26 protein-coding genes and 3 pseudogenes are annotated in these 24,415 nt (G+C 47.8%); 7 read left to right on the top strand and 22 right to left on the bottom strand.

The window, feature by feature from the left end; translation table 11 throughout:
* Window positions 1-3 precede the first annotated feature (3 nt).
* Window positions 4-171 (bottom strand): hypothetical protein, encoded by a 168-nt coding sequence (locus KUE00_RS06680; RefSeq protein WP_425523566.1) that lies wholly within the window; start codon window positions 169-171, stop codon window positions 4-6.
* 219 nt (window positions 172-390) lie between these two features.
* Here KUE00_RS06680 and KUE00_RS06675 point away from each other — a divergent pair.
* The 3 genes and pseudogenes from KUE00_RS06675 to KUE00_RS06665 form a co-directional block, all read left to right on the top strand.
* Window positions 391-837: pseudogene (locus KUE00_RS06675) on the top strand (STM2901 family protein).
* Window positions 831-1,157 carry a DUF1493 family protein gene (locus KUE00_RS06670; RefSeq protein WP_246758897.1) on the top strand — a complete coding sequence of 109 codons (327 nt, stop codon included), beginning with the start codon at window positions 831-833 and terminating at the stop codon, window positions 1,155-1,157. Before KUE00_RS06675 ends, KUE00_RS06670 begins: the two are co-directional and overlap by 7 nt.
* Window positions 1,158-1,293: 136 nt before the next feature.
* A pseudogene (locus KUE00_RS06665) lies at window positions 1,294-1,494 on the top strand (site-specific integrase); the annotation flags it as partial.
* Between the two features lie 98 nt (window positions 1,495-1,592).
* Here KUE00_RS06665 and KUE00_RS06660 read toward each other — a convergent pair.
* Window positions 1,593-1,760 (bottom strand): annotated as a pseudogene (locus tag KUE00_RS06660) (NADP-dependent isocitrate dehydrogenase); the annotation flags it as partial.
* A gap of 209 nt (window positions 1,761-1,969) precedes the next feature.
* Entirely contained in the window at window positions 1,970-2,200 is a 231-nt protein-coding gene (locus KUE00_RS06655; protein WP_246758896.1) for a DNA polymerase V, read from the bottom strand.
* 1,080 nt (window positions 2,201-3,280) lie between these two features.
* Between KUE00_RS06655 and KUE00_RS06650 the strand changes: the two genes are divergently transcribed.
* Window positions 3,281-4,126, top strand: a complete 846-nt coding sequence (locus KUE00_RS06650; protein ID WP_246758895.1) for a hypothetical protein — start codon at window positions 3,281-3,283, stop codon at window positions 4,124-4,126.
* A 74-nt stretch (window positions 4,127-4,200) separates the two neighbouring features.
* Here KUE00_RS06650 and KUE00_RS06645 read toward each other — a convergent pair whose 3' ends face one another.
* The 10 genes from KUE00_RS06645 to KUE00_RS06600 are packed head-to-tail and all read right to left on the bottom strand — an operon-like array spanning window position 4,201 to window position 15,567.
* Window positions 4,201-5,082 (bottom strand): arabinofuranosidase catalytic domain-containing protein, encoded by an 882-nt coding sequence (locus KUE00_RS06645; RefSeq protein WP_246758894.1) that lies wholly within the window; start codon window positions 5,080-5,082, stop codon window positions 4,201-4,203.
* Window positions 5,083-7,821, bottom strand: coding sequence for a prophage tail fiber N-terminal domain-containing protein (locus KUE00_RS06640; RefSeq protein WP_246758893.1), 2,739 nt, complete (start codon window positions 7,819-7,821; stop codon window positions 5,083-5,085).
* A 2-nt stretch (window positions 7,822-7,823) separates the two neighbouring features.
* On the bottom strand, window positions 7,824-9,083 hold the full coding sequence (locus KUE00_RS06635; protein ID WP_246758892.1) for a tail fiber domain-containing protein: 1,260 nt from the start codon (window positions 9,081-9,083) through the stop codon (window positions 7,824-7,826).
* 43 nt (window positions 9,084-9,126) lie between these two features.
* Window positions 9,127-9,420: a TonB family protein gene (locus tag KUE00_RS06630; protein ID WP_246758891.1), complete on the bottom strand. Its 294-nt coding sequence runs from the start codon at window positions 9,418-9,420 to the stop codon at window positions 9,127-9,129.
* Between the two features lie 24 nt (window positions 9,421-9,444).
* On the bottom strand, window positions 9,445-10,221 hold the full coding sequence (locus tag KUE00_RS06625; RefSeq protein WP_246758889.1) for a hypothetical protein: 777 nt from the start codon (window positions 10,219-10,221) through the stop codon (window positions 9,445-9,447).
* A complete protein-coding gene (locus KUE00_RS06620; RefSeq protein WP_246758888.1) occupies window positions 10,214-10,579 on the bottom strand; it encodes a hypothetical protein in 366 nt (121 codons plus the stop codon). The genes KUE00_RS06625 and KUE00_RS06620 overlap by 8 nt, the downstream gene beginning before the upstream one ends.
* A complete protein-coding gene (locus tag KUE00_RS06615; protein WP_246758887.1) occupies window positions 10,576-13,656 on the bottom strand; it encodes a TipJ family phage tail tip protein in 3,081 nt (1,026 codons plus the stop codon). The genes KUE00_RS06620 and KUE00_RS06615 overlap by 4 nt, the downstream gene beginning before the upstream one ends.
* An 8-nt stretch (window positions 13,657-13,664) precedes the next feature.
* On the bottom strand, window positions 13,665-14,195 hold the full coding sequence (locus KUE00_RS06610) for a tail assembly protein (protein WP_246758886.1): 531 nt from the start codon (window positions 14,193-14,195) through the stop codon (window positions 13,665-13,667).
* Window positions 14,138-14,863, bottom strand: coding sequence for a C40 family peptidase (locus tag KUE00_RS06605; RefSeq protein ID WP_246758885.1), 726 nt, complete (start codon window positions 14,861-14,863; stop codon window positions 14,138-14,140). The genes KUE00_RS06610 and KUE00_RS06605 overlap by 58 nt, the downstream gene beginning before the upstream one ends.
* Window positions 14,863-15,567 carry a phage minor tail protein L gene (locus KUE00_RS06600; protein WP_246758884.1) on the bottom strand — a complete coding sequence of 235 codons (705 nt, stop codon included), beginning with the start codon at window positions 15,565-15,567 and terminating at the stop codon, window positions 14,863-14,865. The genes KUE00_RS06605 and KUE00_RS06600 overlap by 1 nt, the downstream gene beginning before the upstream one ends.
* Before the next feature lie 173 nt (window positions 15,568-15,740).
* On the opposite strand from KUE00_RS06600, the gene KUE00_RS06595 reads away from it, so the two are divergent.
* The gene (locus KUE00_RS06595; RefSeq protein ID WP_246758883.1) at window positions 15,741-16,004 is read left to right on the top strand and encodes a DUF1883 domain-containing protein; all 264 of its coding nucleotides are present in this window, start codon (window positions 15,741-15,743) and stop codon (window positions 16,002-16,004) included.
* Here KUE00_RS06595 and KUE00_RS06590 read toward each other — a convergent pair.
* The 5 genes from KUE00_RS06590 to KUE00_RS06570 all read right to left on the bottom strand — a co-directional run bounded on the left by KUE00_RS06590 (window position 15,945) and on the right by KUE00_RS06570 (window position 21,082).
* On the bottom strand, window positions 15,945-16,163 hold the full coding sequence (locus tag KUE00_RS06590) for a hypothetical protein (RefSeq protein WP_246758881.1): 219 nt from the start codon (window positions 16,161-16,163) through the stop codon (window positions 15,945-15,947). The two genes, KUE00_RS06595 and KUE00_RS06590, sit on opposite strands and share 60 nt — an antisense overlap.
* Before the next feature lie 13 nt (window positions 16,164-16,176).
* Entirely contained in the window at window positions 16,177-16,530 is a 354-nt protein-coding gene (locus KUE00_RS06585; protein ID WP_246758879.1) for a phage tail protein, read from the bottom strand.
* Window positions 16,531-16,539: 9 nt separating this feature from the next.
* Window positions 16,540-19,656 carry a hypothetical protein gene (locus KUE00_RS06580; RefSeq protein ID WP_246758878.1) on the bottom strand — a complete coding sequence of 1,039 codons (3,117 nt, stop codon included), beginning with the start codon at window positions 19,654-19,656 and terminating at the stop codon, window positions 16,540-16,542.
* A 58-nt stretch (window positions 19,657-19,714) separates the two neighbouring features.
* Complete coding sequence (locus KUE00_RS06575; protein ID WP_246758877.1) at window positions 19,715-20,383, bottom strand: hypothetical protein; 669 nt, start codon at window positions 20,381-20,383, stop codon at window positions 19,715-19,717.
* A gap of 291 nt (window positions 20,384-20,674) precedes the next feature.
* Window positions 20,675-21,082, bottom strand: a complete 408-nt coding sequence (locus tag KUE00_RS06570) for a hypothetical protein (protein ID WP_246758876.1) — start codon at window positions 21,080-21,082, stop codon at window positions 20,675-20,677.
* Between the two features lie 140 nt (window positions 21,083-21,222).
* Between KUE00_RS06570 and KUE00_RS06565 the strand changes: the two genes are divergently transcribed.
* Together KUE00_RS06565 and KUE00_RS06560 are read left to right on the top strand one after the other, a co-directional pair.
* Window positions 21,223-21,774 (top strand): hypothetical protein, encoded by a 552-nt coding sequence (locus KUE00_RS06565; RefSeq protein ID WP_246758875.1) that lies wholly within the window; start codon window positions 21,223-21,225, stop codon window positions 21,772-21,774.
* A 36-nt stretch (window positions 21,775-21,810) separates the two neighbouring features.
* A complete protein-coding gene (locus tag KUE00_RS06560; RefSeq protein WP_246758874.1) occupies window positions 21,811-22,161 on the top strand; it encodes a hypothetical protein in 351 nt (116 codons plus the stop codon).
* Here KUE00_RS06560 and KUE00_RS06555 read toward each other — a convergent pair.
* From KUE00_RS06555 to KUE00_RS06540, 4 genes are read right to left on the bottom strand one after another with little or no spacing between them, the layout of a single operon-like run.
* Window positions 22,145-22,831: a DUF6246 family protein gene (locus KUE00_RS06555; RefSeq protein WP_246758872.1), complete on the bottom strand. Its 687-nt coding sequence runs from the start codon at window positions 22,829-22,831 to the stop codon at window positions 22,145-22,147. The genes KUE00_RS06560 and KUE00_RS06555 overlap by 17 nt on opposite strands.
* A 59-nt stretch (window positions 22,832-22,890) precedes the next feature.
* Window positions 22,891-23,634: an Ig-like domain-containing protein gene (locus KUE00_RS06550; RefSeq protein ID WP_246758870.1), complete on the bottom strand. Its 744-nt coding sequence runs from the start codon at window positions 23,632-23,634 to the stop codon at window positions 22,891-22,893.
* Between the two features lie 32 nt (window positions 23,635-23,666).
* The gene (locus KUE00_RS06545) at window positions 23,667-24,050 is read right to left on the bottom strand and encodes a phage tail termination protein (protein WP_246758869.1); all 384 of its coding nucleotides are present in this window, start codon (window positions 24,048-24,050) and stop codon (window positions 23,667-23,669) included.
* Window positions 24,047-24,415: an HK97 gp10 family phage protein gene (locus KUE00_RS06540; RefSeq protein WP_246758868.1), complete on the bottom strand. Its 369-nt coding sequence runs from the start codon at window positions 24,413-24,415 to the stop codon at window positions 24,047-24,049. Before KUE00_RS06540 ends, KUE00_RS06545 begins: the two co-directional genes overlap by 4 nt.

Genomic DNA, 24,415 nt, shown 5'->3' with positions numbered 1-24,415 from the left:
TCTTCAAAATCCGCCGTTGTTTGGATTGAACAACTGGAACGTCCGGCGATCGCCCTCTTCAGTCGAAACGTCCTTGAAACCGAGTTGGTAGATTTCAATCCACTCGTTCGCCTCGCGCAGCGTCCAGATATAATTGTATTGCGCCAGGTTCTGCACAAAATCGACAGTCATTACCGTTCTGGCCCTTTCCCGTCAATTTTGATGCTTTATCTGTATGCGCTGCCGATGTCGTCGTAGCACGCCATACGCCCTCAATTACTGTTTTTATATACAGTGATAGACCCTATCGACAGAAGCAAGCGATACTATTGCAGGCCGCGATCATGTGTTTACGTAATAATCAAAATCTTTCATCATGTAGTCGGAAATTTATCAACTTAAGGACAAGTTATGGATACTGTTGAAGAGTTAAACGGAACCTATTTCTACAAAGGAGTCTTCAACCTTTCGGCGGGGGAATTGTTTTTCTAGATTTTTCTTGATGCTGTACATGAACAATTCGGTGTGTCTGACATTGTAGCGGCGGCCGGTGTCATTCTGGGACAACCTACTCGCCCGACAAGAGGTAAATTCGCAGGCGCAACCAAGGGTACTTCAATAGTTTCTGAAACCTCGCGTCGTTATCTAAATATAGAGCTGCCGTTCCGCCTACCGACATTTACTAATGCCAGCCTCAGAACCCTGAAGCCCAAATTTGTTAACAATCCTGGCGCTTTCGTCGGACGAACCGTTCCGGTGCCTGGATGAGCAGTCTGTGCATCTGATATAGCAATAATAGCATTCAGGGCGACCACGAACTACAACCGGATAGCCAGAGGAAACGACAAGATATGGTGACTGATGAAGACGTTCTGGATTTCTTCCGCAGAGAACTGCCTCTGGTAACATCTCTACGCCTGAAACCCGTTCAGCTGAAGCCAGACACCATCCTGCAAGAATATGCAGAAGTTGAGGATCTGGCACAGGCGATAGACAGATATGCAGATAAATTCGGTATCGACGTATCTGTATTAAATATTGAAAATTATTTCCCCTGGGAAATCCCATGGTTTTTCCGAAAATGGTTTACCAAAAAATCCGTAAAGCAATCCCGGAAGCCACTAACAATTGCAATGTTTGCTGAATCAGCAAAAGCAGGCCGCTGGCTATACGATTGATTCAGGCAAGGCCCGGCAATGGTCGGGCCTGATGCTACTTTAATAGCTGTAGCCCGAAATCTTCGGTCAGGTCCGGCTCGCCTTCTGATAGCTTCACTACCATATTCGCTAAACGCTCATTCGTAACCGGTCGACTTTCAATAAGGCTCGTGACAAAGCGAATATTGCCCGGGCTGAAGGGACGCCGGCAACGTTTCATGAACAGCGTTCGCTGTCTGAACAGTTCTCGAGGGAACAGGGAGTGGATACCAGACTTTTACTGGGTCATAAATCGCAAAGACAGACCGACAGATATCATGACGATCGGGGCAAGGAATGGTTGCTTGTTGCGCTTTAAAACGGCGGGTTTTGATAAAATTTTGATAACCGCTAGCAGGCTATCAAAAGCCAACACAATTTCAACAATCGTGTTGGCTTAGTGTTGCAAGAAGCAGCTTACATATGCTGAATCATAGCATCGCCAAACTCTGAAGATTTCAGCAGTTTAGCGCCGTCCATCAGACGTTCGAAGTCATAGGTAACGGTTTTGGCAGCAATCGCGCCTTCCATACCTTTAACAATCAGGTCTGCGGCTTCGAACCAGCCCATGTGACGCAGCAGTATCTAAGCGAAATTGCGTTAAGCTAATGATTTAATTAGTTTTAAATTCAATATACAGCTGAGAAACATGCTTTATTTGCTATCTAAACACCTATGAATAAACAGTAACTTAGCACTAGTTTTGGGGAAGAGAAAATCTAAATTATTTTTTAAAATGCGAGTCTGCATTTGGCTAACAGACTCATGTCTTCAAAACGCTAGGCACAATATCCTTAATTTATGTTGTAGAGCTGAAAGGTCCTTTGCTCTCCCTCTTCTGTTGACACGTCTTTAAAATTCCATTGATACTGCTCGATCCACTCGTTCGCCTCTTTTAACGTCCAGATGTGATTGTATCGTGCCAATGCCTGTACGAAATCTACTGTCGTTACTGTCCTGCGCCCTGCCATGCTGATTCTGATGCTTTCCCTATATGCCGTCCCGATGTCATCATAGCGTGCCATATGCTCTCTCTATAATACTGTTTTTATATACAGTACATAAACACAGAAGCTTTTGGCAAGAAGAATGAATTACGGGCTTATCAGCCGATTTTGCAAGTCGCATCCGCTGTATAAATGAACAGGCTGAATAAATTGCCATAAATGACAATTGGTAAGCGTAGGTTATGATAGCTGGATCTCGTTATTGCCAATGTAAAACCAACTGATTTTGCAAGTAAACTTGCAGTAAGAGTAGATATAACTATCACATACAGGTTAAGGCTATCAGATAGAAAATATTAGCCTAAAGAAGTTTTCATTAAAGAGATTATAAAATGACTTCCCAGCCACCGGGCCAAGTTTTCATTGATTAAATTATGACTACAAAACTCTCGAAAATTTTTATCCGGGAACGACTCGGCCTTAAACCTTGGGAGCCTACATCCCAGCAGGCTCTCAAACGTATAGCTGCTCAGTGTGGGCGCAATGAGATAGCTGAGATACATATTCGAATAATGTATCTGCGAGCAGAAAGAATAATGACACCGGATTGGGATGGCGATACACATGATGACATTTGGAAAGCTACCAACGAGCTGCACGTCATTTTACAACTTATCGCTGGTTGAATATCCAGCCGATTTAGTGCAGCATTAGCTAAAAGAAATGTTTGTAATTCTCTGATAAAAAAGGAATAAAGTAAACTTTTTCTCGGTTGGCATGACGTTATATTCAAATTGTAACTGGTTGATTATGCGTGAAAAAAATTTGACTTTGATAACCGATTTTATCGTGTAATGTGCTAATGATTCTCTGATTGGCGGCACCACTTTTTTCATTAAAAATATTAAGTACGGCACGGTGATTCCTGTTCCCCTGAAGGGAAGAACAATATCTTTTATATGCTTTTTTAATTATACAGAATTTAAAATATATGAAATCCATTCATTAATTACTTATATCTTATGGCATAAATCTTAAAAATCCATAATCAACTGCACTCAGCTACCAATTAAAAATTCTTATGGTAATCTATTGTCGTAAAAAAAATAACATCAACCATGAATAAACTCACTTTAAACAAAAACCATAAGGCCTTACATGAATAAAGAAAAGATAATGTCTTTTTTTAATCTAGCCACACCTGTAAAGTTAGTCATTTCCTCATTAATAACTGCGTTAAGTGGCACTACTTATTTCGCTATAATAAATAAGGTGGCAATGTATTGGTATTCAATTGAGAATGGATTCAGGCTACCTGTTGAAGGATCGCCTTTTATTACTATTGCTATATCAAGTGTAACTTTTTTGACAATGATGGGGGCTACATTACTTTTTTTATTATTGTTTGCCTTTTCTCATTTCATGAAAAAATTCACTATTAAGCTTGAAGGCTATCATAAAAAAAAGATACAACTTCATAAGGAAGCTGGCAATAAGATTAGAATTTTTTTGTTTAATCTGGTTAAGCCTACCCCCGACCGTCCCATCGATGTTAAATTCATTATATTAATTTCAATTTTTATGGGGGTTATTTCTTGCTTTATCGTATATTTTAGCTCACAATCTCCTCCCCTAAAAGCTTATATTATATTGCCTTTTTTATCTGTCATTTACCCAGTATTAATAAGCTCACCATTCCTCCCACACAGAAAGGCTATATTAAGTATCATGACTTTGCTTTTCATGATTATTTCACCTTTTTTACTTTTAGATTCAGGTAATTATAAAAAAATATTATCCTCTATCAACTACGGCGGATACTCTTCTATAGATTTGCACATAGGTGATAAAGCAATCAATGATGCAAAACTGGTTTTCCGTTCTAGCGAATACATATTTATATGCGGAAATGATAAAAACAAAATAACAGAAATACCAATTAAAGATGTAACATCCATAGACTATATAGTTAAAGAAGAAGTTAATCACGCTAAAGTTCTTTAATAAACCAGTAGTTTTTATTAGGCAGAAAATAGACACAACAGACTAATTCTGCCTTCATAAAATTTTTTTAGCAATCAAACCACTGAATAATAGGAAAGCTGTTCGCTGCTTATCCCGTCACCATCACCCGATTCTGTACTAAACACAATTACCTCAGACATATAACCACTATACGTAATCGGCGACGAAAGCCACGTACTCAGTCCGATAATAGACGAAGACGGCGAGCTGATGTTCGCTGCAACTGTCAGCTGACCGGCCGCCACGCTACGCCCGTTCTGACTGAGTTCCACATTGCCGACGGCGTAATCCGCAACAGCGTAAAGCTGTGTTAGCTGGGACGTGCTGAAGCTGTCGGAAGACGTCAGGCTGACGGTATCCTCTGTTGACGTTCGCGCTATCAGTGTCATTCTGCCGCTGCTGTTGTAGTTCGCGCCGATGGCGAACTGAGCCAGGCTCGACGTCATATTGATATGCAATACCGCGCATTTTGCAGAGCTTGCTGTCGGCCGCACAACTACAGCGGCTTCCAGCCGTGTTTTCCCTGATACTGGTGGTGCCAGGCTGAACGCCCGTTTATCGTAAAAATAAACGGCCGGTAGGCCACCGGCACGCGCCAGAACACCTGATTTAACAATGCGTGGCTGCCCGGATGCAACACTGCGCGTCGCATGGACTCCGTTTCCGCTCTGATCGTACCAGATTGTAATAAATGCATCGCCCTCGCCCGCGAAATCAAGCAGCGCTGCCGCATCAAGTACGCCGTCTGACGTGAAACCGATATCAGCGGTTGTTTCGTCACTCGAACGCCGGACATTAATTAGCGGACCGTTATAAGAGGAAAACAGACGGCGCAGTGAAAGCGCAATCATTGGTTTAAAACCATCGAGCGGGCCAATAAATGGCAGGTCGCAATGACTGCCGCTGAACGCAACGTTACTTTTTAAAATGAGCATTTAATTTACCGTAATCGTTATTTGTTTTTCAGCTGATTGCCCTGCACTGTTTGTGCAATGAACAACCGCTGTATAATTTCCCGGTACTGTAGTTTTCAGTTTTAACAGCCCAGCACTAGATTCATAATTAATAGCCGCAGGCAGGCCGGTTACTGTGATAATTTTTTTAACGCTATTATCATCTGTCACGAGCACACCGCAGTCGCAGGCTGCGTATAAATCAAACTGCGTAGATGATGAGGAAAGCGTAATTTTATCGACCTTGATGTTGGGACCGACATTTACGTAAGTGCGTACCGGTTCGCACGTTGAACCGTCAGAAAGATAGCCGTAAATAACAAAATTCAGGCGCCCCGACTTTGTGTAGCCGCTAAAAATTTTAATCTGGCGCGCTACTGCATCATACGTGACGAAGTCAGGCAAACAGTTATAAGAGGCTGTCCGGCTGCCGCCTGGCTCGTTTTCTTCGGCCATAATGACCTGTACATGCTCAACGACATTAACTCCCCATAATTCTCCAACAGGCGGGAGCGTTATCGTTCCTTCCTGCCCGTAATCGACAGAAATTGGATCGATTGCCACTAGAGGTTTGACGTGCAGCCTGTCAGCTCGTCGCCAGATGCGCACCCAGTCAACATAGATTGTTGCTCCGTCCGGCTGCGCACCCCATTCAGCGGCCTTATATTGATCACCGTCAAAATTGCCGTTATAGACGTGGCTGCTCATCAGCAGATAGCCTGGCTCTGACTTTGAATTCGCGTTAACGCTGCTTGTATGAGTCAGAACGTCGTCGATATAAATTTTTACGCCGGACGTATTCAGGATTGCAGTGACTTTGTGAAAAACATTATCGAAAAGATCCTTTGCGCCGCCGAGCGATCCGCCGCCCGTTCTGCTGCCGTCCGAACCCCAGAGATTCCAGTTTGAGTAAGCTTCCTTACTGTTGCCCTCGATGATATCCATTTCGTCAGAATCAAACGTGTAAGACGGCAGGCAGCTTTGCGTCCACAGCGCGGGGTGCCAGCCAGCCGGATTTTTCCCAGCCTGGGTAAATCTGGCCATCCATTCAATAATTACATCGCCCCGGCCCGCTTCGCCCGCGTAAAATGCAAAGGCGGCGGCTGACGAAACCATCGCAGCTAACTCTGTTCGTTTCCCCTGAACGTGTTTTAGTTCAGAAGCAGTGCCGCGCCGCGCAGTCAGTTTTAGCACGCCGTTGGTTACGGCCATCGCGTCAAAACCAACGGGTACGCCACGGTTCGAATCGTTATGCCCAGTGTGGTAAGGATCAGTGTTATACATTGTGCCCAACAACGTATCTGAGCCACGCGGCGGGTTAAGATATGTACGTGTTGTGAACCATCGGCCCAATGGCCTGGCCGGAGAAATGATATCGAGATTGTTAAAGTCATCGCCTACTGATAAAACGTAACCGTCATATATCGTATCCGCTGCACCAGCCGTTTCCAGTGCAATACCGCCGATCCTGTTACTGTTGTTATCAGCTATATGCACGCCACTGACAACGTTGCTGACAGTTACGCCGAGCGAATGCCCAATATCATCAGCAGTGATCAGATAGTTCCGGGCAGTTTGATTTGCTATCGCCTCGCCGTCCCGTGTCCATTGATAACCGCCAGCTGCGTATCCGTCCGGCAAAACTGCGTAAACACGGCTACCCGGAGACGCATTACCGATGATTTCTGCGCTTACCGAGGATTGGGCAGCCATTGCAGATAGCGTGCTTTGCACCGAGCCTTTCACTTTTGGGATATAAAGATCGCCGCCGCCAGAAATTGAGATTATTTTCGTGCCGTTGGCGTCCTGAATTTCCAGCAGCGGCGAAGATGAGCTGGTTTTAACGTGCGGTACGACGCTGTTAAGGCTTTCACGCACGCCGCGCTCCATTCCGCGCAGCAGCAGCTCGCCTTTATTGTCAAAGCGCGCATAGGGTCGGTTATTGCTGTCCCGAAATTCTGCCAGCGCCGTGCCGGTTTGCGCGCTGATTGCGTTTGCGCTGGCCTGCGACGTGACAATCTCAGCCTCGCCTTTATTGTTGCGATAAAAGATGAAGCTGGCCGCGCTACCCGTTCCCTGCGCCACGCGAAAATAGTCACCGCTTAGCGTGTTGGCCAGTCCTTCGGACACGCTGGAATACGTTCCCGAAGAATCCGTTATCGATTGTGCTGTGTTCGCCGCAGCTAACGCTTCATCCCGCGCCGCCACAGCTTCGACAGCCGCACTACTGGCGGATTGAACATGTTCCTCTGATGTAGCAATAGCTTCGGCCACAATTTTTTTAGCCTGCGTCACGTCTTGCGCCACCGTCTCTGCACGCGTTACCACTGCTGCAGCATTATCGGCGCCGGTACGCGCTTCTTTCGCTGAGACATCGACACTCTGATGGATAGTGCGGATAGCGTTGTAAATTACAGGATCGGCAAGAATCGGCTCGCCATATAATATGTAGTCGTTAAGGCTTCCTGGCTCACTGCCCGTCTGTAGCTGGAATTTACCGAGCGCCTGCCGGCCACCGCGCGCGTATTCAATCGATGCACTATAGCCGCCGGGTAAAAGTGAAAATGAATAATTCCCGGCGTTGTCGGTCACGACAGTTACAGTCTGGTTTTTGAGAACAGATGTAGAATTGATTGTGCTCGAGATGGTAATACGTGTGCCAGACAATATCGCTCCCAGCGGATCACGGAGCACACCTGATATTTGAATTGATTCTGCCATTTTTATTGCACCTCTAATTTTTCCACTCTCAATATCAAACCTTTAACCGCAGTCAGTAATAAACCTATTAGTTCTCCCGGATTAAGTGTCTTACTTTTATTTGAAAGGGTTATTACGCCACTGGGCAAAATTTTCTCCAGCTCCTGCGCAATAACCCCAAATTCATGCGTGGAGCCGATTATATTTTCAGTATCTATAAATTTAAATGATACAGGCCGTATCAGCCTGATAATATCAATTGCTTTTTCAGGATCGACATCCTGAATATTTTCTTTCAGATTTTCATCTGAATCAAAAAAATTAATACCCTTTGCGTTATCATCCACTACAACTTCTAAATAATTTGATGCTATGGCAGTGAACGCCCTGACACGGTTGCTAACAGATGTGGAACCGTTTGGCGCTCTGAATATGCCATTCGGCTCGAACGTATAGCGCATGGTTTCAGCAGTGTTAGTATTATTTATCAGCCTTATCCAGAAACCACCCGTACCACCGCCGGGATTCACTACGATCGAACCTGCGCCAGTCCCTGCTGATTCATTCCATGACAGATAGGCACCCTGCTGTCTCAAATCAGTATCGCCAGCGCCGCCAACACCCAGGCTGCCGCCAAGTTTTCCTCCTGATTTACCATTTACGGTATTAAATCGCGCATCGTTGCCGGCAGCGACCGTATCCGCTGTCGTGCCGACATCAAGTACAGCGGCCTCTTTTAATCCTAAATTAGTACGTGCGTCTTCTTCTGTTGTTGCGCCGGTGCCACCCTGCTCAACAGATAATGCCGTTTTTAGTCCGGTTAGCTCAGTGATATCGCTGTTTACGCCGCTGGCGGCCCGCCCACTTATGCCGCCGTTCAGCGTTTTTTGCATAGCGGGCCAGCTCGGTCCGGTTATCTGCGCTCCATCTGGCAGATTAATAGTTATATCGCCAGTAGCGGTGTAGAAGCCCTGCCAGTTCGCCTTATCAAGATTTAAACCACGGATCGCTTTGGCTACGTCAGCTGCCAGCTGTGCTGTTATGCCAACCAATGCCTGGTTCGCTACTGCTGACCATGCGACACCGGATGTCGTTGGCCCACTGAATGCTGTATTTAGTGTTAAAGCGGTATCTGACTCGACAGATTTAACCCCTAACGTATAAGTCACACCGCCTATTACAGTAACAATAAAATCATTCGCAGTGAGGTCTGATTTAAATCCGGTTTCCGTACCTGTTACCGCTGTAGAGTTGTTTATAAAAATAATCTTTCCTGCTGCCATGTTTTTTCCGCCAATAAAAAACCCGCCAATTAGCGGGTTAAGTTTATCTTTCAAATTTAACAGTTAAGGGAATATCTTTTTTGGGTAAACCACTCTTAAATCGCCACTTCCTAATAGAATCCTTAACAATTTCATCAAACATCATGTAAGGTTTGGAATCTATGATCCGTATATTCGTCACCTCGCCATTCTGATTTATATCATAAATCAAGGACACCTGCCCACTCGCACGCAGATGCCACGCATTACGCGGGTAAAACACCTGCTCATTTTTAACCAAATTATCACTTGCAGCACAAGAAGTTAATAGCAAGACATATGCAATAACAAATTTCACTTTATACCTTCCTTGGTAATTAAATTAATTTTCTATCCTTACGGGATTATAGCTAACTGGTGATTGAGAAACATCGACAATCATCATTTGTGATCGTGTATTTTCATGTGCCCACCCTCCTGCAGGAACCATATCAAGATACTCTCCGCGTGGTACTAAAGACACAACGGCCTGGTTATCAGAGCCGGTGAGGTGAACACACTCGTAAAGCATAACGCCAAACGTTGACCAACCTGTGTAAATCCAGCCCCGAGGATTTGGCAGTGATACCGCCAGGTTACCTGAGCCAAGTGCGCCGAGATTTGTCCAGTTGCCGCCGTCTGGATCGGTCGTATCGTGGTTCGGATAACCGGGATCCAGCCATTTGACAGCACGCACAATCATGAAATTCCACCCAGTGTCGAATATTATGCCGCCTGTTGCGTCAAATATTTGCATTCCATACTCTGAGCGTTCCGGTGGTATCCACCGATCAAAAATATAATATTGCAAAGTGCCAATATCTTTATTCGGCCACTTGAGAACCGTTGCACGTTTTTGCGTTACGCTACCAGCCGTCTGGAAGTCGTTAATACCGGGAATGCATGCCACTCGCTGCTCGGCTGTCATAGGCCGGAAAAATATAATGGGGTTATTAAATGCGGATAAATCCATATACACGCGGGAATAATAACCTCCTGTATTTGTTGGAAACTGAGAGTTGTTAATCTGGCCAGATGAGCGGAGGATATAATTAACGTCACTGGCATTGGCAATAACATAGTTTTTATCATTGATCAGCTGTACACCATACTCAGCCATTGTATACACCCCAGTGAACGGTCAGTCCACCAAATGCCAGACTGTTGCTGGTATCGTCCGGGAAAGAAAGAATACGAGCATTGTATGAGATATCGATATAATTCGTTCCGCAGTAAATATCCGGCGGTGAATAGGCATAAGTCCGCTGCGAGGGGACTATAAGTCCTGCTATTGGCGTGCAGTAAGCGAAAGGCGTGCCTCCGCTAAAAGCTATACCACTAATACGCTGACTCCAGTCGGCCCCGCCCCAACTCATCAGGGGGATATCGTAAGAACCGAGCCAGCGCGACATAATGACACTATGGTCGTAAAGCAAATTGCCCGCTGCGTCAAAAACCTGCCATCCGTAAGTACTCATGACAGTTTTCCCGCCTTAAACCTGACCGTGTTATTTTCATCAGTGAATACCATGTTGTTGTCTGGTTTACTGAGACGCCATCCACCGCCGCTCCCATAGCTGGTAGACTGGATATAATTTCCGATTTTGGTGTTATCGATTGTTCCATCCTGTATAAAAGCCGATCGTAAAAATACCTGTCCATTGATAGCGGCAAATGCCAGCTGATATCCCCCTGCACTACTGCCGGTATAAATCCCAAACTGGTCAGCGTTAAAGGCAATAGTAGACTTATAGCTGCTACCAGAGGGCTCAATCCCCATCGCCATACCCGTTTTGTAATACTGCCCGTCGCGCAGGATTTGCAGACCTACATCATAAAACGCGCTGGCTGTGCCATCGGAGTTAACCGTGGCGGTTAATTTCTGGTTTACAGATGAGGTTAAATCGCCAATTTGCGCCTGCACAAGTGTGCTCTGCTCAGCCATAGCGCGGTTAACATCAGCAATGGTTGTGCGCACGGTCAAAATATCGGCTCTGACCTCTCCAAATTGCTGAAACTGGTAATCGACTGACGAATTGTTGTCGAGAGCGTTCTGCAGCAGCCCTTCTATATTTGTGTCAATTTGGCCGCTCAAACGCTCAAACGTTTCCGATTTTCTGATTTGCTCATCGATATAATCAAGCATCCCTAGGATATCAGCCGACGCCTGACCGCTTATTTCAACAAACGTTGACACGCCAAACGCGTTCTTGGTGCGGACATACATATAATATGTCTTATCTGCTTTGAGCCCGTGCAGCGTCCATTGCGAAGCCCTGCCGAGGAATTGTGCCTCATTCTCAATATTGTCAATGCTACCCGCCTGAATCTCGCCGGTGTACCAGAACTCGAACGAGGTATCGGTTGTGGCCGTAACGCTCATCACCGGCACAATGTCAGCAGAGAATATGCCAGGCGTCCATTGAATGAACGATGGAGTGTCCGGGGCGCCGATAATCAGGCTGACTTGCGTTTCCGCCCCCTTCATGCCATTTTCATTGCGGCCACGAACGCCCAGCGTGTAGCTACCCGCAACCAGCCCGTAAAACTCATACCGGAACTGGTCGGTTTCGTACTGCGCAACCACAGCCCCAGCATCGTTATAGACGTACAGCTCGAACACGATTTTTTTCGTAAACGTTCCCGTCTCCCACGTTGCTGTTACCTGAACGGTCTCGCTATTGGTGTTAACGATCCGGAGGTTTTCGATGTTCGGGACGCGATATCCGTTGAGTGTATCGTTCGGGATATCGAAGACAGCACCCTCGTCCACGACGGCCTGTTTGTTCGGGTCGTATAGCGTTGCGGAGATAGAGTAAGCGGAATTGTTGTCGTCTTCTGATACACCCATTACACGGAACAAACGCGTCGCTACAGAGCCGGTTGAGATAACGAATATTGTGCCATTTTTCACCCAGGCTGGCGTGTTGCGGAGTGTGATCACTTTGCCGTTAACTCTGGCAATTTGATATTTGACGAATTTGCCATCTGACCCCATCAGGGACATGGTATCACCGCCGCCCGCCAGCCCAGACACATCGGCATCGACAGTAATAGCTGCACCGCTATGCGAGATAATGCGGCCGCCGAGACGCGTCGCGGCGTAATTATTGTCGGCCACTTCTATCACATCGCCAGGCATAAACGCGATTGCGTCACGCGCCATCCTGAATATGACTTTCTTTGCTTCCCTTTTCGCCGTTTCCAGCAACCATTTTCCGGCGCGGAAAGCCTGTCCGCGCGACGTACAGCCGAACGCTTCCAGCGTCGTTTCGTTATAGCCGTAACGGTCAATCATCTCGTCATCAGAGACGGACTCCTTTACCTGCTCCCAGCCGTTATTCGGATCGGTCCAGGATACGACTACCGCGTTATAGCGTTCAGAACGTTTCATCGAGCTATATGTGAAGAGGCCATCGACAACATTAGCATTCGTCACGGCCACAACCGGATCTTGCGGATTATCGAGCATGACAGAAAAGCGTAGGCCGTCCCATAGCGCAATGCCACGAAACATCCCGGCAATGTCGTCCAGCAAGTCACGCGCGCTCTTTTGCTCTGTTACATAGGCATTGAGCGTAAATCGCGGCTCCTGGCCGCCATAGCCGTCATTAACAAGCTGATCGCAGTACTGCGACAGAACGTACAGGCTGCCATCGTCAACATCAATGTATCCAGCACGCTTTGCCAGGCCGTACCGCGTATTCTTTACCAGTGCACGGAAAATCCAGGCCGGGTTATTTGTCCAGGCGGATTTAAAGCCACCAGTCCATAAACCCGAGTAGGTGCGGTTGATCGGGTCATAGTTGTCCGGTACATCCACAATCAGGCCGCGCAGGTGGTAGGTTCGCGTCGGAGTGTCGGTATACTGGTCACGATCCACAACACAACCGGCAACTGCTGCATAAGGGTATGAAAGATTGTCGTCGGTAATTTCGGTAAAGCTGTTCCAGGTGGTGCCATTTGATAGCAGATCGCTGGTGCTGTCAGCAGTCACACGGCGCAGACGAATATCAAAAGGCTTTGTGTCCGGCGCGTCAATCAGATGCGCCTCAAGGTATTCCCCGGATATTTTCCCCTTAATCGTCACCGTTTTCGCTGTCTGCCACGAGCTGTTACCGGTGCGCGTCTCGATCACCATCGTTACCGATGCGTTTTTCTGGTTACCTTTGGAATCCTGCTCAACCAAACCAGATACGCCTATGTTCATGCGCACGCGCGTTACGTCCGTATCCGTAACCGTTCTGACAAGCGGCGTGTTCTGCGTGACTGCTGCGTTAACAATGGTCGTAGACTCAATAGCAGAGAAGCCGGTGATTGGTGCCTGGGTTGCCGAGCCAGGCCGCCAGGCTACGCTTACGCCGTTAATGCTCACGTTTCCGAAGGCGTCGGTGACGGGTGTTTTATTCAGCATGAATGATGATAAATGACTCTGGTCTACCGGGCCCGCAATCGGCCCTTCACTGATCAGGTCGAGAACTTTAAGAAACTGCTTGGATTTGAGATTATCGTCGAGAAGTTTTGCAGTGCTGCCACCGCCGCCGCCTGAGCTCATGTGTCACCTTAGCTAATGGAAATAGACCAGTCCTGGTTATTCGAAGTGTCGATGCCGAGGGAAATAACGTTAGAGCCGACAACCATTTCACCTAAAAGCAACGGCACTGGGCGACCCTGACCAACCCGGTTATCCATACTGGTAAATGAGTTATTGGTAATCGAATCTGATTGCGCTGAGTCCGCACTGGTTTTAGTTTTCATGTGTGACGTCATATAAAGTGAATACGCCACAGAAGCCACGCTGACAGCCACCAGCGCCCATACAGCAAAACCAGCACCGGTAAACGCGCCCTCAACGATCGGAACAAACAGCACCGTCGCGCCGTCTTTCAGATGCCTGTCCATATGAAGTGAAAGTGTGTCATTGGATACGTCAGCGCCATCAACGCGCATCCTGATGCGGGTACGATAAAAATCGCGTTTAAATGCCGGGCATTGGGCAAGCAAGAGGCGTAATCCCTGCGACGGGGTATCAACGTTTAAAGCGATCTGGCGGAAATGTCGTCGAAGATGCCCTGCAAATTTAAATTTGAGCATTGCTCATGCCTCCAGATTGAATGAGTAAGTTTTACGTATGCCTGCCGGTAAGGCTCCCGACGGCTCAGGCGACCAGCTTGTTCGTGATGCAGCACCATATTGTCGCCGAGCCATATCATCGCGTGACAGGGATCGGACTCAGGAAACGCGCGCCGGATGATGACGTCGCCAGGTTGAATATTGGCGGCAGGCACTTCACTGAATCCGCTGCTGGCCATATTCTTCAGATAAAGGTTTTCGCCACGAACCCACCAGCCAGCGCTACGCTCAAAATCGGGCAAATTAATACCGCAAAGATGATATGCGTCCCGGAAAAGCGTGTAACAGTCGGTGACACCGTGTTCAAAGCTGCGCCCAAGCAGATGCGGTACAGGTCGAAACTTACGGAGCCTGCCGCCGCTAGCAAGCCACCAGTCGATTCCGGTTGCGATTTGTGCCTGCCGGTCAGCGCCGGACAGCACCAGTTTATTGATGGGATGGGAATGAAAAACGGCGGTGATTTTTCCCGCCGCTTCCGCTTTCAACCAATCATCGTCACTTATCCGGAAATGCCGCTCCGGCTCCGGGTGCGCGTTGCTGCAGCGCATCAGGTACTCACCGTCGATAACCAGACCGCAGACTTCATTAGCCGACGCCGCAGCGAAGGCTAGGCATTCTTGTTCAATCATCAGGACACCCTTGACGATCCGGGGAAGCCGCCGAACGGCTTTGGGTTAGGCTTGGGATGGCGGAACTCGCAGCCGCGCAGATGCTTTGAGCATTTGTCTTTTGACAGGTCAGAGGTCGGGTTGTCCTTTTCATCCGCAACCGCAGGGCCGGAATACCCGCAGCCGTCGCCGCGATAAACCCACTGGCAAACATCCGCCAGAATGGTTCGCGCCGGGATAATAGCGTTATCGCAGTCCACCGGCGTCGCCAGGTTATACGTGACGGTCTCGAACGTCTCTTCGGCCATTTCTTCAATAACGTAGCGGGACACGGCTTCCATAGTCGGAGCAGCATCACCGTTGCCGTTCGGAAAGTTCACCGCATCCAGATGTTTTACCAATACCTGCCGGCGCGTCACTACCGCGCCAAGTGCGTCATCGAAATCATGGTTGATGCCGGTGATCAAGCCGAAAATGTTCGCTACTTTCATTGTCGGGCGTGAATACGTTCCCTCGGATTTTATTTCGAAGCCCTCAACAGCAACCGGGTAGGCTGAGTAAGCGCGCCCCTGCCAGATAACATCGTTGTAATAGCCATTGGTACCGGAATGGAAGCGGATAACGTCTCCGCCGAACGCCTGGAGTTCGACCTCGAACAGGTCAAGCATTGCGCCGACTCCGGCGTCAGTACTTTCAATGATTAGCTCTGCTGGGATATCTCTCATATTTAGCTCATAAAAAAGGCCGCACTATGGCGACCACTGGTTGGTTACTGATCGAATATCAGGATTTCGCCAATAGACAGTTAAGGATATGTTGAGTATTCAGCTCGTCCATGTTTGGGGCATGGGCGCACACAGCAATGAGGGATGGCTGATTACCTCTTAAGGAACAAGGCATGTCACACATTCACAGTAGAGAATATATTGACGGAGGAAGCACTGTATCCGTTGAATGCTCTCATCAGATAAATGTCCTGCTTATGGATGATACGAATTACTCCAATTATAAAAATGGCAGGAGTTGCCGCTATTATGGAGGCTTCTATAAAATGCTGCCGGCAAACATTTCTGTCCCGAGCACTGGCTACTGGAATGTGGTGCTAGCCTTGCCTGCAGGTCATCGAGCTAATATCCGCTATTCCATTAACATTATAAGATAACTTCTCTTGAGCTCTTGCCTGTGTAAGTGATTCTTCAAGGGCGGCAATGATTTTCTGCTGTGTGCCGTCCTTTAAATAGCTAAGTGATGTGAGATTTTCTTGAGAAAGAATATCCCGCGCCCAAATTTCTTTACCTTCAACAGTGATAACTACTTTCATACTCTCTCCTGAATTATCTCGGTACTTGTTCAAAGGTTGCGGTCAGCTCGTACTGCCCGCCGGTTTTCTTCATTGACCAGGACCGACAAACAAACAGCGCCTGCGTATCGGTATCCGATGGCGTCCAGTAAAATGACTCCACGGCCATCCGCGCTTTCAGGAACGCTTCGGCCTGTTTCGCTACGTTAGGCCGTACGCACTTCGCATCGTCATAACCGATAAACGTCAGCGAATAGCTGTCCATCAGCGGATTAATGCCGCGCGTCTGGCGCTGCTCGTATCCGTCGCCAAGCTTCACTACCGCCACATTCGGAGCGCGGCTAACCGTGAAGCCTTTTTGTGGGCTCCATGTGAAAGTTTCTGGCATTAGATAATCCTAATTGCGGAGCATGCCGCCAGGGCGCTGCTCATTTTTCATAGCCCTGAGTGATTGCTCGTAAGCTATTTTTGCCATCTGATTAGCGATCTCTTGCGGATCGCCCGTAGAGGATTGAATGGTGAAATAATTGTTTTGCTGGATAGTCGAGCCTGAAGTGCCGGAATTTTGCAGGTCACTATTGCTAATAACCTTGCCGTTATCTCCCGGAATCATGTACTGCTTGCCGGTGCTGGCCTGGTAAATTTCAGGCATGCCGCCCTCACCCACTTGGTATATTGAGCCGACGGAGACCGGACCGCCATTTTTGCGAGCACCAGCAATTGCCAGCCCCTTCGAGGCGGCCAGCGCCGTTGTATATGCAGTTGTTCCAACAGAGGTTGCGCTGCCCAGCGTGGCGATTGATGCACTCATCGCCGCGGGCGCCCATGCCGCTGTCGCCGCTGTCGCCTGCGCGGTAGTCGAGGCCAGCGCCGCAGCCGCAGCCGCCTGCCCCATAATCATGTTCTTCACATATTGTAGGCCCATCTCCACCAGCCCACTGACAACGCTGTTCAGGATTGTGGAGCCAATATTGGCAAAAGACTCGCTGAGGCTTTGAGTTCCATTCAGAAGCCCGGTAATCGCATTCGTCGCCCCACCCTGCAACGAGTCGATTGCAGAGCCTAGCATCTGGTTTGCCTGGCTCTGATTCTCCCAAATCTTCCACGCAGCATCGATGCGGGCCTGCTCATATTCAGTGTTTGCAGCGTTTACCAGAGCGAGACTTTGCTGCTGTGTAATAACCTTTTGGTTTTCAAATTCCTGAATGAGAGCCAGCTTACGGGCATTCTCGTTTGCCAGAGCCTGCACTGGATCAACTGAACCGGCCGCGTCCTGAATTGCAGTGACGCCGGAATTACTCTCCGCTCTGATTTTGGCAAGGTTAATCTGGTGCTGCTGCTCCGCTTTCTCGGACACGGCGTCATATTCCTGCTGTGTGATTTTCCTCGCATCCAGTGCTGCCTTAAGGTTTTTGGCTGACTCGGCATAGGATTTATTTTCTGCTTCTGCGGGAATGTTTTTCAATGCTTCAGTCACACCTTTTGCAGCGGCGGCAGCATCAATGGCAGCGGCTGTATAATCTCTGGCCTCCAGCTTTTGCTTTTCCGTAGCGCCGGCACCGAGCGACTGCTCAGCTCTTAAAAGCTGCTGCTCTCTCGTTAATTCCTGGGTAGAATTCGCTGCCAGCTCAGCCTGCCGCTTCATATTTGCGAGCTTCTGCGCGACTTTTTCAGCCTCATTCGCCCCGCGTTTTGCGGAGGATTTATCTGAAGCATCTTTTTTCTTCTGTTCAGATAATTTTTTTGTCAGCGCAAACTCTTCTTTTTTTGCATCCACATACATCCGGGTTTGCTCAGGATCAAGCCCGTTATTTGCCGCCGCTATCGCTGCACGGTATTCAATTGCCGCCTCTTTCCCCCTGACCATTTCAAGGCGCAGGGCTGCGATATTCTGCTCTATTGACCTGAGTTCCTGTTCAAAAGTGAGCTCAGTCTTTTTTGCCAGAGCAGATTTGAGTTTTGCCACCTGCTTTTCCATTTCATCAGCCGATGCACCCGTTTCAGACAGTGCATTGCGCAGGCTTTTCTCAGCAGCCATTTCTCTCGCTGCCGCCAGGCTTTCATGTAATGCCTTTTCCAGAAGGTCATTAGAGTCAATGACACTTTTCATTGATTTGTCATAAACTTCGTTTGCAGCCGCATTAGCGGTAGTAGCTTCCCCAGCTTTCGCAGCTTGTCGGGTAAATTGCGCAATGCGTTCCTGCCCTATTCGCACCGTCTCGCCAAGGCCGTTAACCTTCCCCGCCATTACGCTAATCTGGTCTGATAACGACTGAATAGCGCCGGGGTCAGCTTTAAATTGCAAAGCTGTATAGAGCCGGTTTTTTAATTCGGCCAGTTCAGTTTGAGCATCTTTCAGCGCTGCGGTATCTACCACCAGCTTGATTCTGGCCTTACCTGCAACAGCTTCAGCCTGCACTTTTGTTAAGTACTCGGTACGCCTGGCGGCGTCTTCAATTTCCTGCTTATAATTTTCGATCCCGGACGTGTCGTTCATTGCCTGGTAGAGCGAATAAACGCCTGCTGCTGCCAGCAATAAAATACCCGATGGCCCACCAAGCAGAGATAATGCACTGCGGGCACCTGCCACGGCCGCCGCCTGAACCTTCGAGGCAGCAGTCAGTTTCTCAGCAGCAATAGTTGCCGCGGCACTGGCTTTTGTTACGGTAGAAACGGCCGCCGCCTCCAGAGCTAATGCCTGCGTCAGTTTTTCATTGGCTGCCGCTGATGCCACTTTTGCAAGCCTCACCCTGTCTTCAGCAGCAGTAACCTCTTTGACGGCCTGATTCGACTGCCTGAGCATTTTTTCCTGTGTTGCTTCAACAGCATTTCTGGTGCGCATCGCCTGAGCAACCGCCTTTTCTGAGTTGCTGATAAGCAGGTTTGCCTCTGACTGACGCAAGGTTTCTTTCTGGCGTGACAGCAACGCTGCGAGAGAATTTACTTCAGCTTCTTTTCGCGCAAAAACAGCTTCGGCTACCTGCATTTCCGTTGCGGCGACCTGAACCGCTGATTCGGCAAGTTTTTTCTCGGCGGCTGCTTTTACCACAAGCTGAGATGCAGACTCTTTTAAGGCTACCACTTCTTTTTGAGCGGATGCTGCGTTATCAAGCTGTGCATTTGTGGCAGCCACGGCTTCTTTAGCGTGTTTAATTAGCGCCGCTGTGGCCGAACCTACATTCGATATATACCCGGCCCCCAGCCTGCTGGCCACCGTGCCGAGGGCACCGTGGAATTTGTTTTGTGCATCTGAAGCATTCAGAACGGCGTCAGAAGACGCACCAATTTTTCCTGACAGCTGAGCAAGCCTGGCAGACAATTTATTGACCTCCGGCATTGCCAGCGCTGAGGAAACGGCTTTTGCACCTTTACTCAATTTATTAAAATCGGGCGTTGTTTCTTTTGCAGCTTCACCGAGGGAATTGAGCGCTACTTTAGCTTTCTCACTTTCTCCCAATAATGGAGCAATATCAGCTCCGACTTCGTAATAAATTTCGCCCACTTTTTCGGCCATGCTTGTCTCCAGGCATAAAAAAACCTCGCCGGAGCGAAGTCTTCAGCAAAATTTGCTTTTAATTGAAATTGCTTATCACCCTGTATTTAATGCTCTGATTCGTAGCATCAATTACTTCAATTCGAGCGCCTTTATAACCTATAGTTTTCGATTCAGACAGGTCATACTCAACATCATTATTAAAAGCTGGACGAGCCATATTACCTGATGACTCTCTGTAACCTATATTGATCTTGTTACCTACACGCCCGTTGTAGAGCAATGCCTGTTGAAAGCTGCTATCGCTACTGACGTTCAGATTTGTATGCTCGAATGGCATGTCGTCCTCACAAGTCGTAGCTGAAAAGACAGTTATAACGCACAGCGTTTTTGTGCCCTTTTTAGCCATTATCCCCTGCCACATATCAGCCAGAGCTGCTTTATCTACGTTTGCTGATTCTGGCGTCCCTGTGGGTAAATAAAACTCAGCTTTTGAATCCTCCCCTACTTTTTTCAAGTAGCCGGGGGTAACAGTATATGCCCATGACACCTTAGCAGGAGCAATCACTTTCAAGCCTTCGTATTTTGCAATCACGCCTTGCCGTAACAGAGAGTCACCGACATACACCGTATTAACAGAACCTTGTGGTGGCTCACTAATGTTCTGTGTGCTCGGCATGTAATTGTATTTTGGTGAGGTGCATCCTGATAAGAGCATTAAAATGCCAATACCCAAAAGCTTCTTCATATCCCTATCCCTATAAGTAACAGTAGCGTTAATCCTAAAGGGAAGCTGATAGGATAGGAAGTAGAGAAAACGGGACAGATCGTCCTCTTTCTTCTTTCATGATCCGCACCCGTCCGTGTGAAGCTCATCGCTCAAACCAATAAAGGGCGGAGTATGGGGATGTTAGGTTATATGTCAGCAGCAGTGGTTATAGTGGTCGCCGCGTTGTTCACATGGCATGAGTTTATGGCTTGGGTGTATGGGATGTAGAATGGAAGCCCGCCTGAGCGGGCTTTTTTGCATACTGTCGAATTATCTAAAGGCCTGAGTAATTCCCTTCATCAGGCTATCAATTAATTTTTTCATGAAAATTTCATCCTCAACTGCACCCGCTGCTGAATGCTCACCTACTCCAAAGAAAATCAAGGAGTCACTGCCCCAACCTTGGACTGCGTAAACAGGAACTGACGCTTGAAGATGATGCTCATTATGCGAGACTCTAACAGCCCAATCAAACTTAAACTCTCCATTAAATACCTGTATTTCAGCAATTTCGCGCGAAAATCCGTCCTGCTTTAAAAAAACATCTCCAGAATCAATACCCGTTTCGGCAATGAAAGATCTCAGAGCTTCAGTTAGTTTATCTTGCGCTGCGCTCTCAAATTTTTTTTTGCTACGAGACATTGATTCAATTTGCTGTGCAAAGATTGATAAAGACATAGAACCTCCATGATGAAAATCAAATCGTAGCACGGTGTGGCCGCGGGGAAGTGAAAAAACATAAGCACTGATCATCTGTCAGGATGGAGTGTAAGCTAGGGCCAGGATACTCTGCTAACACTCACAGCAGAGGATTCATCATGGAAAGAGACAACGTTAACGACAATTTTTTGAGGTTTCCCTATCGCAAACAGATTCATGAAGATGGGAGAATCAACAATGGCGGTATCGATCTCACTTTAGAACCGAAACGCATTAATGAAATCCATGAGGCGCAAAATTATCCATGGCTAAAAAAATTCCTCAGCGAGGTTAATGGTCCAGATGGGGTTTTCATGACATTTGGATGTGACTTTGGACCATATGAGAACTATTACGCCGGATACTTTGATTTTTCATTCCGCCCGAGCAGCAGGCCTGCATCCGTTGAGACTCTCCGAAGGCTTGATGATGAATTCTATGTCTGGATCAGCGATTTATACTCGGATGATACTTCGGAACCTCACCCATTAGATTTCTCACGCGCAATGCTTCTATGGAGCCACTCCCCACTGGAATATCGGGGAACCTTTGACAAAGTTGGGCTTTGGTATCGGCACCAAGAGGTTGGTGGCTGCGAGTGGTTGGTGAACCACGTTCGGCACTTTTTAGTTGAGGTATATCCAGCATTATTAGCTCCTAATAAAAAATGACCCTAATTAATTCCAAACTTCCTGCAGGAGATATTTATGAAAGATGAATTACATAACATCGTCATAGCAGTACCAATCGACGATGTTGGCTTAATAATAAAGATAATGAAGGAGCACAATGTCGAAGCAGCATTATCAGAAAAGTATAAGAAGGGCTACGCTTTTGATTCTGCTCTTTATGACATAGTAATTGAAGTAATCAAATCACCATATTTTATTCCCCCAATCGCATTGGCTTTACGCGCTTTTTTAAAAAGGAATGATAAAAAGAAATTCATTGTTAAGACGCCAGAAGGAGAATCTCTCAACTTAGAAGGTTACTCAAAAAAGGAAATAGAGCAGATTTTGAAAAGAGTTAAGCGACTCAGTTTTATCGAGAGGCAGTAGAGCCCTTTGCCAATCTTCGCGCCTTCTTCGCCAGATAGTCATCAGCAACCGCATCGTACTCTTCCCGCGTGAATCCTTTCTGATCCGGATATCTTGCAGCCAGCAGCAATTGAAATTCGGTCATCGTTAACTGCTCAGCATCGGCGCGGCTCATGTTGAAGTGGTTACGGGCGGCGCTGATGTAGTCGAACGCGCGAAATTCGGTGGTAGCCTGGCCTGACTCATGCCGCTGTAGCTGGCGAACCTTCGCTTTGCCGATAATGCCGTGGGTAATGAGCGACTGGGCAATCAACACCATGTCGCCAGACGGCATCGCCCCTTTGCGATAGACGAAAGCCCATTTGCCAGATTTGCCGGGAACAATTTCGCCAGTAAGCGCTACAGGGTCTCGGTCGCAGCATGCTGTGAGTACCGCCATAGCTGCCATCATGGCTGACTTGGCAATCTGCTTACGGTTCACAAAATCAATCAGCCACGCTGGCAACTTACCAAATGCCACTAGCGCCTGCTGAAGCAACGGTGTGACCTCGTCATTATACAGGTCATAAAACGCCTTAACTATCTCCTGCGGCTCGCCGATGCGAGACATAGCTGCAAATGATGGCCGGAAAAAGTAATCATCTTCGCCATGGCTTATTAGGCATTCGCCAATCTCTTTCTGTGGTGTCATGAGTTTATCCGGTAACAGACATTTTTGGGGCCACCAGCAGGAAGCCCCTGAAATGGCAGTCATGAGGCAGTAACGGTTATCGCAGTCGTGCCGGTAAAAGCACCATCACTGGATGTGAAAGTGATGGTCGCTGAGCCAGCGGCTACGCCGGTGATCAGGCCGGTAGAGTTGACGGTTGCTTTGGTTGTGTCAGACGTTTTCCATATGCCGGATTTGTCCGTCGCATCAGCGGGTAACACAGTCGCGGTAAGCTGGCGGGTTGCGCCAGCTGCAATTGACGTGGTAGCTGGCATAATGGTCACGCCCGTAACGGAGACCACATCGTTTGTATCCAGAATCTGGATTGTGTCAGCAGCCGCTACCTTAAATTCGGTGGAAAACGTAATGATGTCATTAGTACCGCCGTCCGAACTTAGTGCATTAATCAGCATGTAGCCTATAAAAGTGACGGGACCGAACTCCATACGTACCCAAACCGTGGGCTGTAGCGCGGATTGAATTGCGGTGTTGAAATTTTTAATCAGGCGGCCAACGCCGTACTGATCCAGCTTATCGTTTTTGCGAACCTCACCTTCAAAATTAATAGTGAAGTCAGCGTTGGTGACAATGTTCTCGACATAGCCTTTTGTGTCATCGGCATCGCTGGTAACGCTGTTCGGGCTAAAGTCGAAACCCTTACTTGTGCCGGCGGCCAGAGCTTTCCACTCTGATTCCTGTGGGAAGACATCAGGGCAGCCATCGGCTACTTCGAGCACAATGGCGCGGCCAAACAACTTGGTGTTGTCTGATGGGCAATCTGCCATGGATAAATCCTCTTTGATGTGATGTAGTGCGGCTATTCGCCGTATTTGATTGCAAACTGAAGCCGATAGACCAGGCGGCCTTCGGTAGTCAGGACTGGCGCAGGGATCCCGCCAACGTTTTCGATGTAGCCAATGCAGTCGCCGGGCAGTGGGTTAGCATGAATATGTTCAATGATTTCCTGAACTGCTTTGTCAGTTGCCTCGTTATCATCCTTCGCACCGACAATATCGACCAATACGTAATATTCAGCGCCAAGTTCATTACGGATGTTTGAGCCACCATTTGGCCGGAATACAATAAACGCATCCGATAAATTGCCGCTATCACGCCACGCCAGCAGTTGGGTTGAAAAACCAAAGGTCAGGCCCGCACTGATAAAGTAGTTGTGCAAACGAACGTGCATCGGGGGGGTCACAGACTCATTTCCTTTTTAAATGTCCTGTTGATAAGCTCGCGGGTATCCTCAAATCCCTTAGCCAAAAAAAGTTTTTGAGCCGTTGCGCGTCGGAACGTCTGCGGAACGTTTGGATCGTGAACATAGACGGCATAATTAGCTGAGTAACCGACACGCCCTGTTAACCTGGTGCCATCTAAACTCAGCTCCCTGTACTGACTGTTCATCAAGGTTGACGTATCGATTGGCGTATACAGAGCGGCTTGAGAAGAGCCAATAATAAGCGAGCTCTGGATAGCCCGCACCGCCTTCCTGCCCTGAATGTCATCGATCAGCGCATTCATTTCTTGCTGCGCCTGACTGATACCTTTTACTTTCACCCCCAT

Origin of the sequence: Erwinia phyllosphaerae, from assembly GCF_019132875.1 — a bacterium.
GTDB classification, from domain to species: Bacteria; Pseudomonadota; Gammaproteobacteria; order Enterobacterales; family Enterobacteriaceae; genus Erwinia; species Erwinia phyllosphaerae.
Note: the sequence above shows the minus strand (reverse complement) of the source record. Positions and strands in the feature narration are given on the sequence as shown.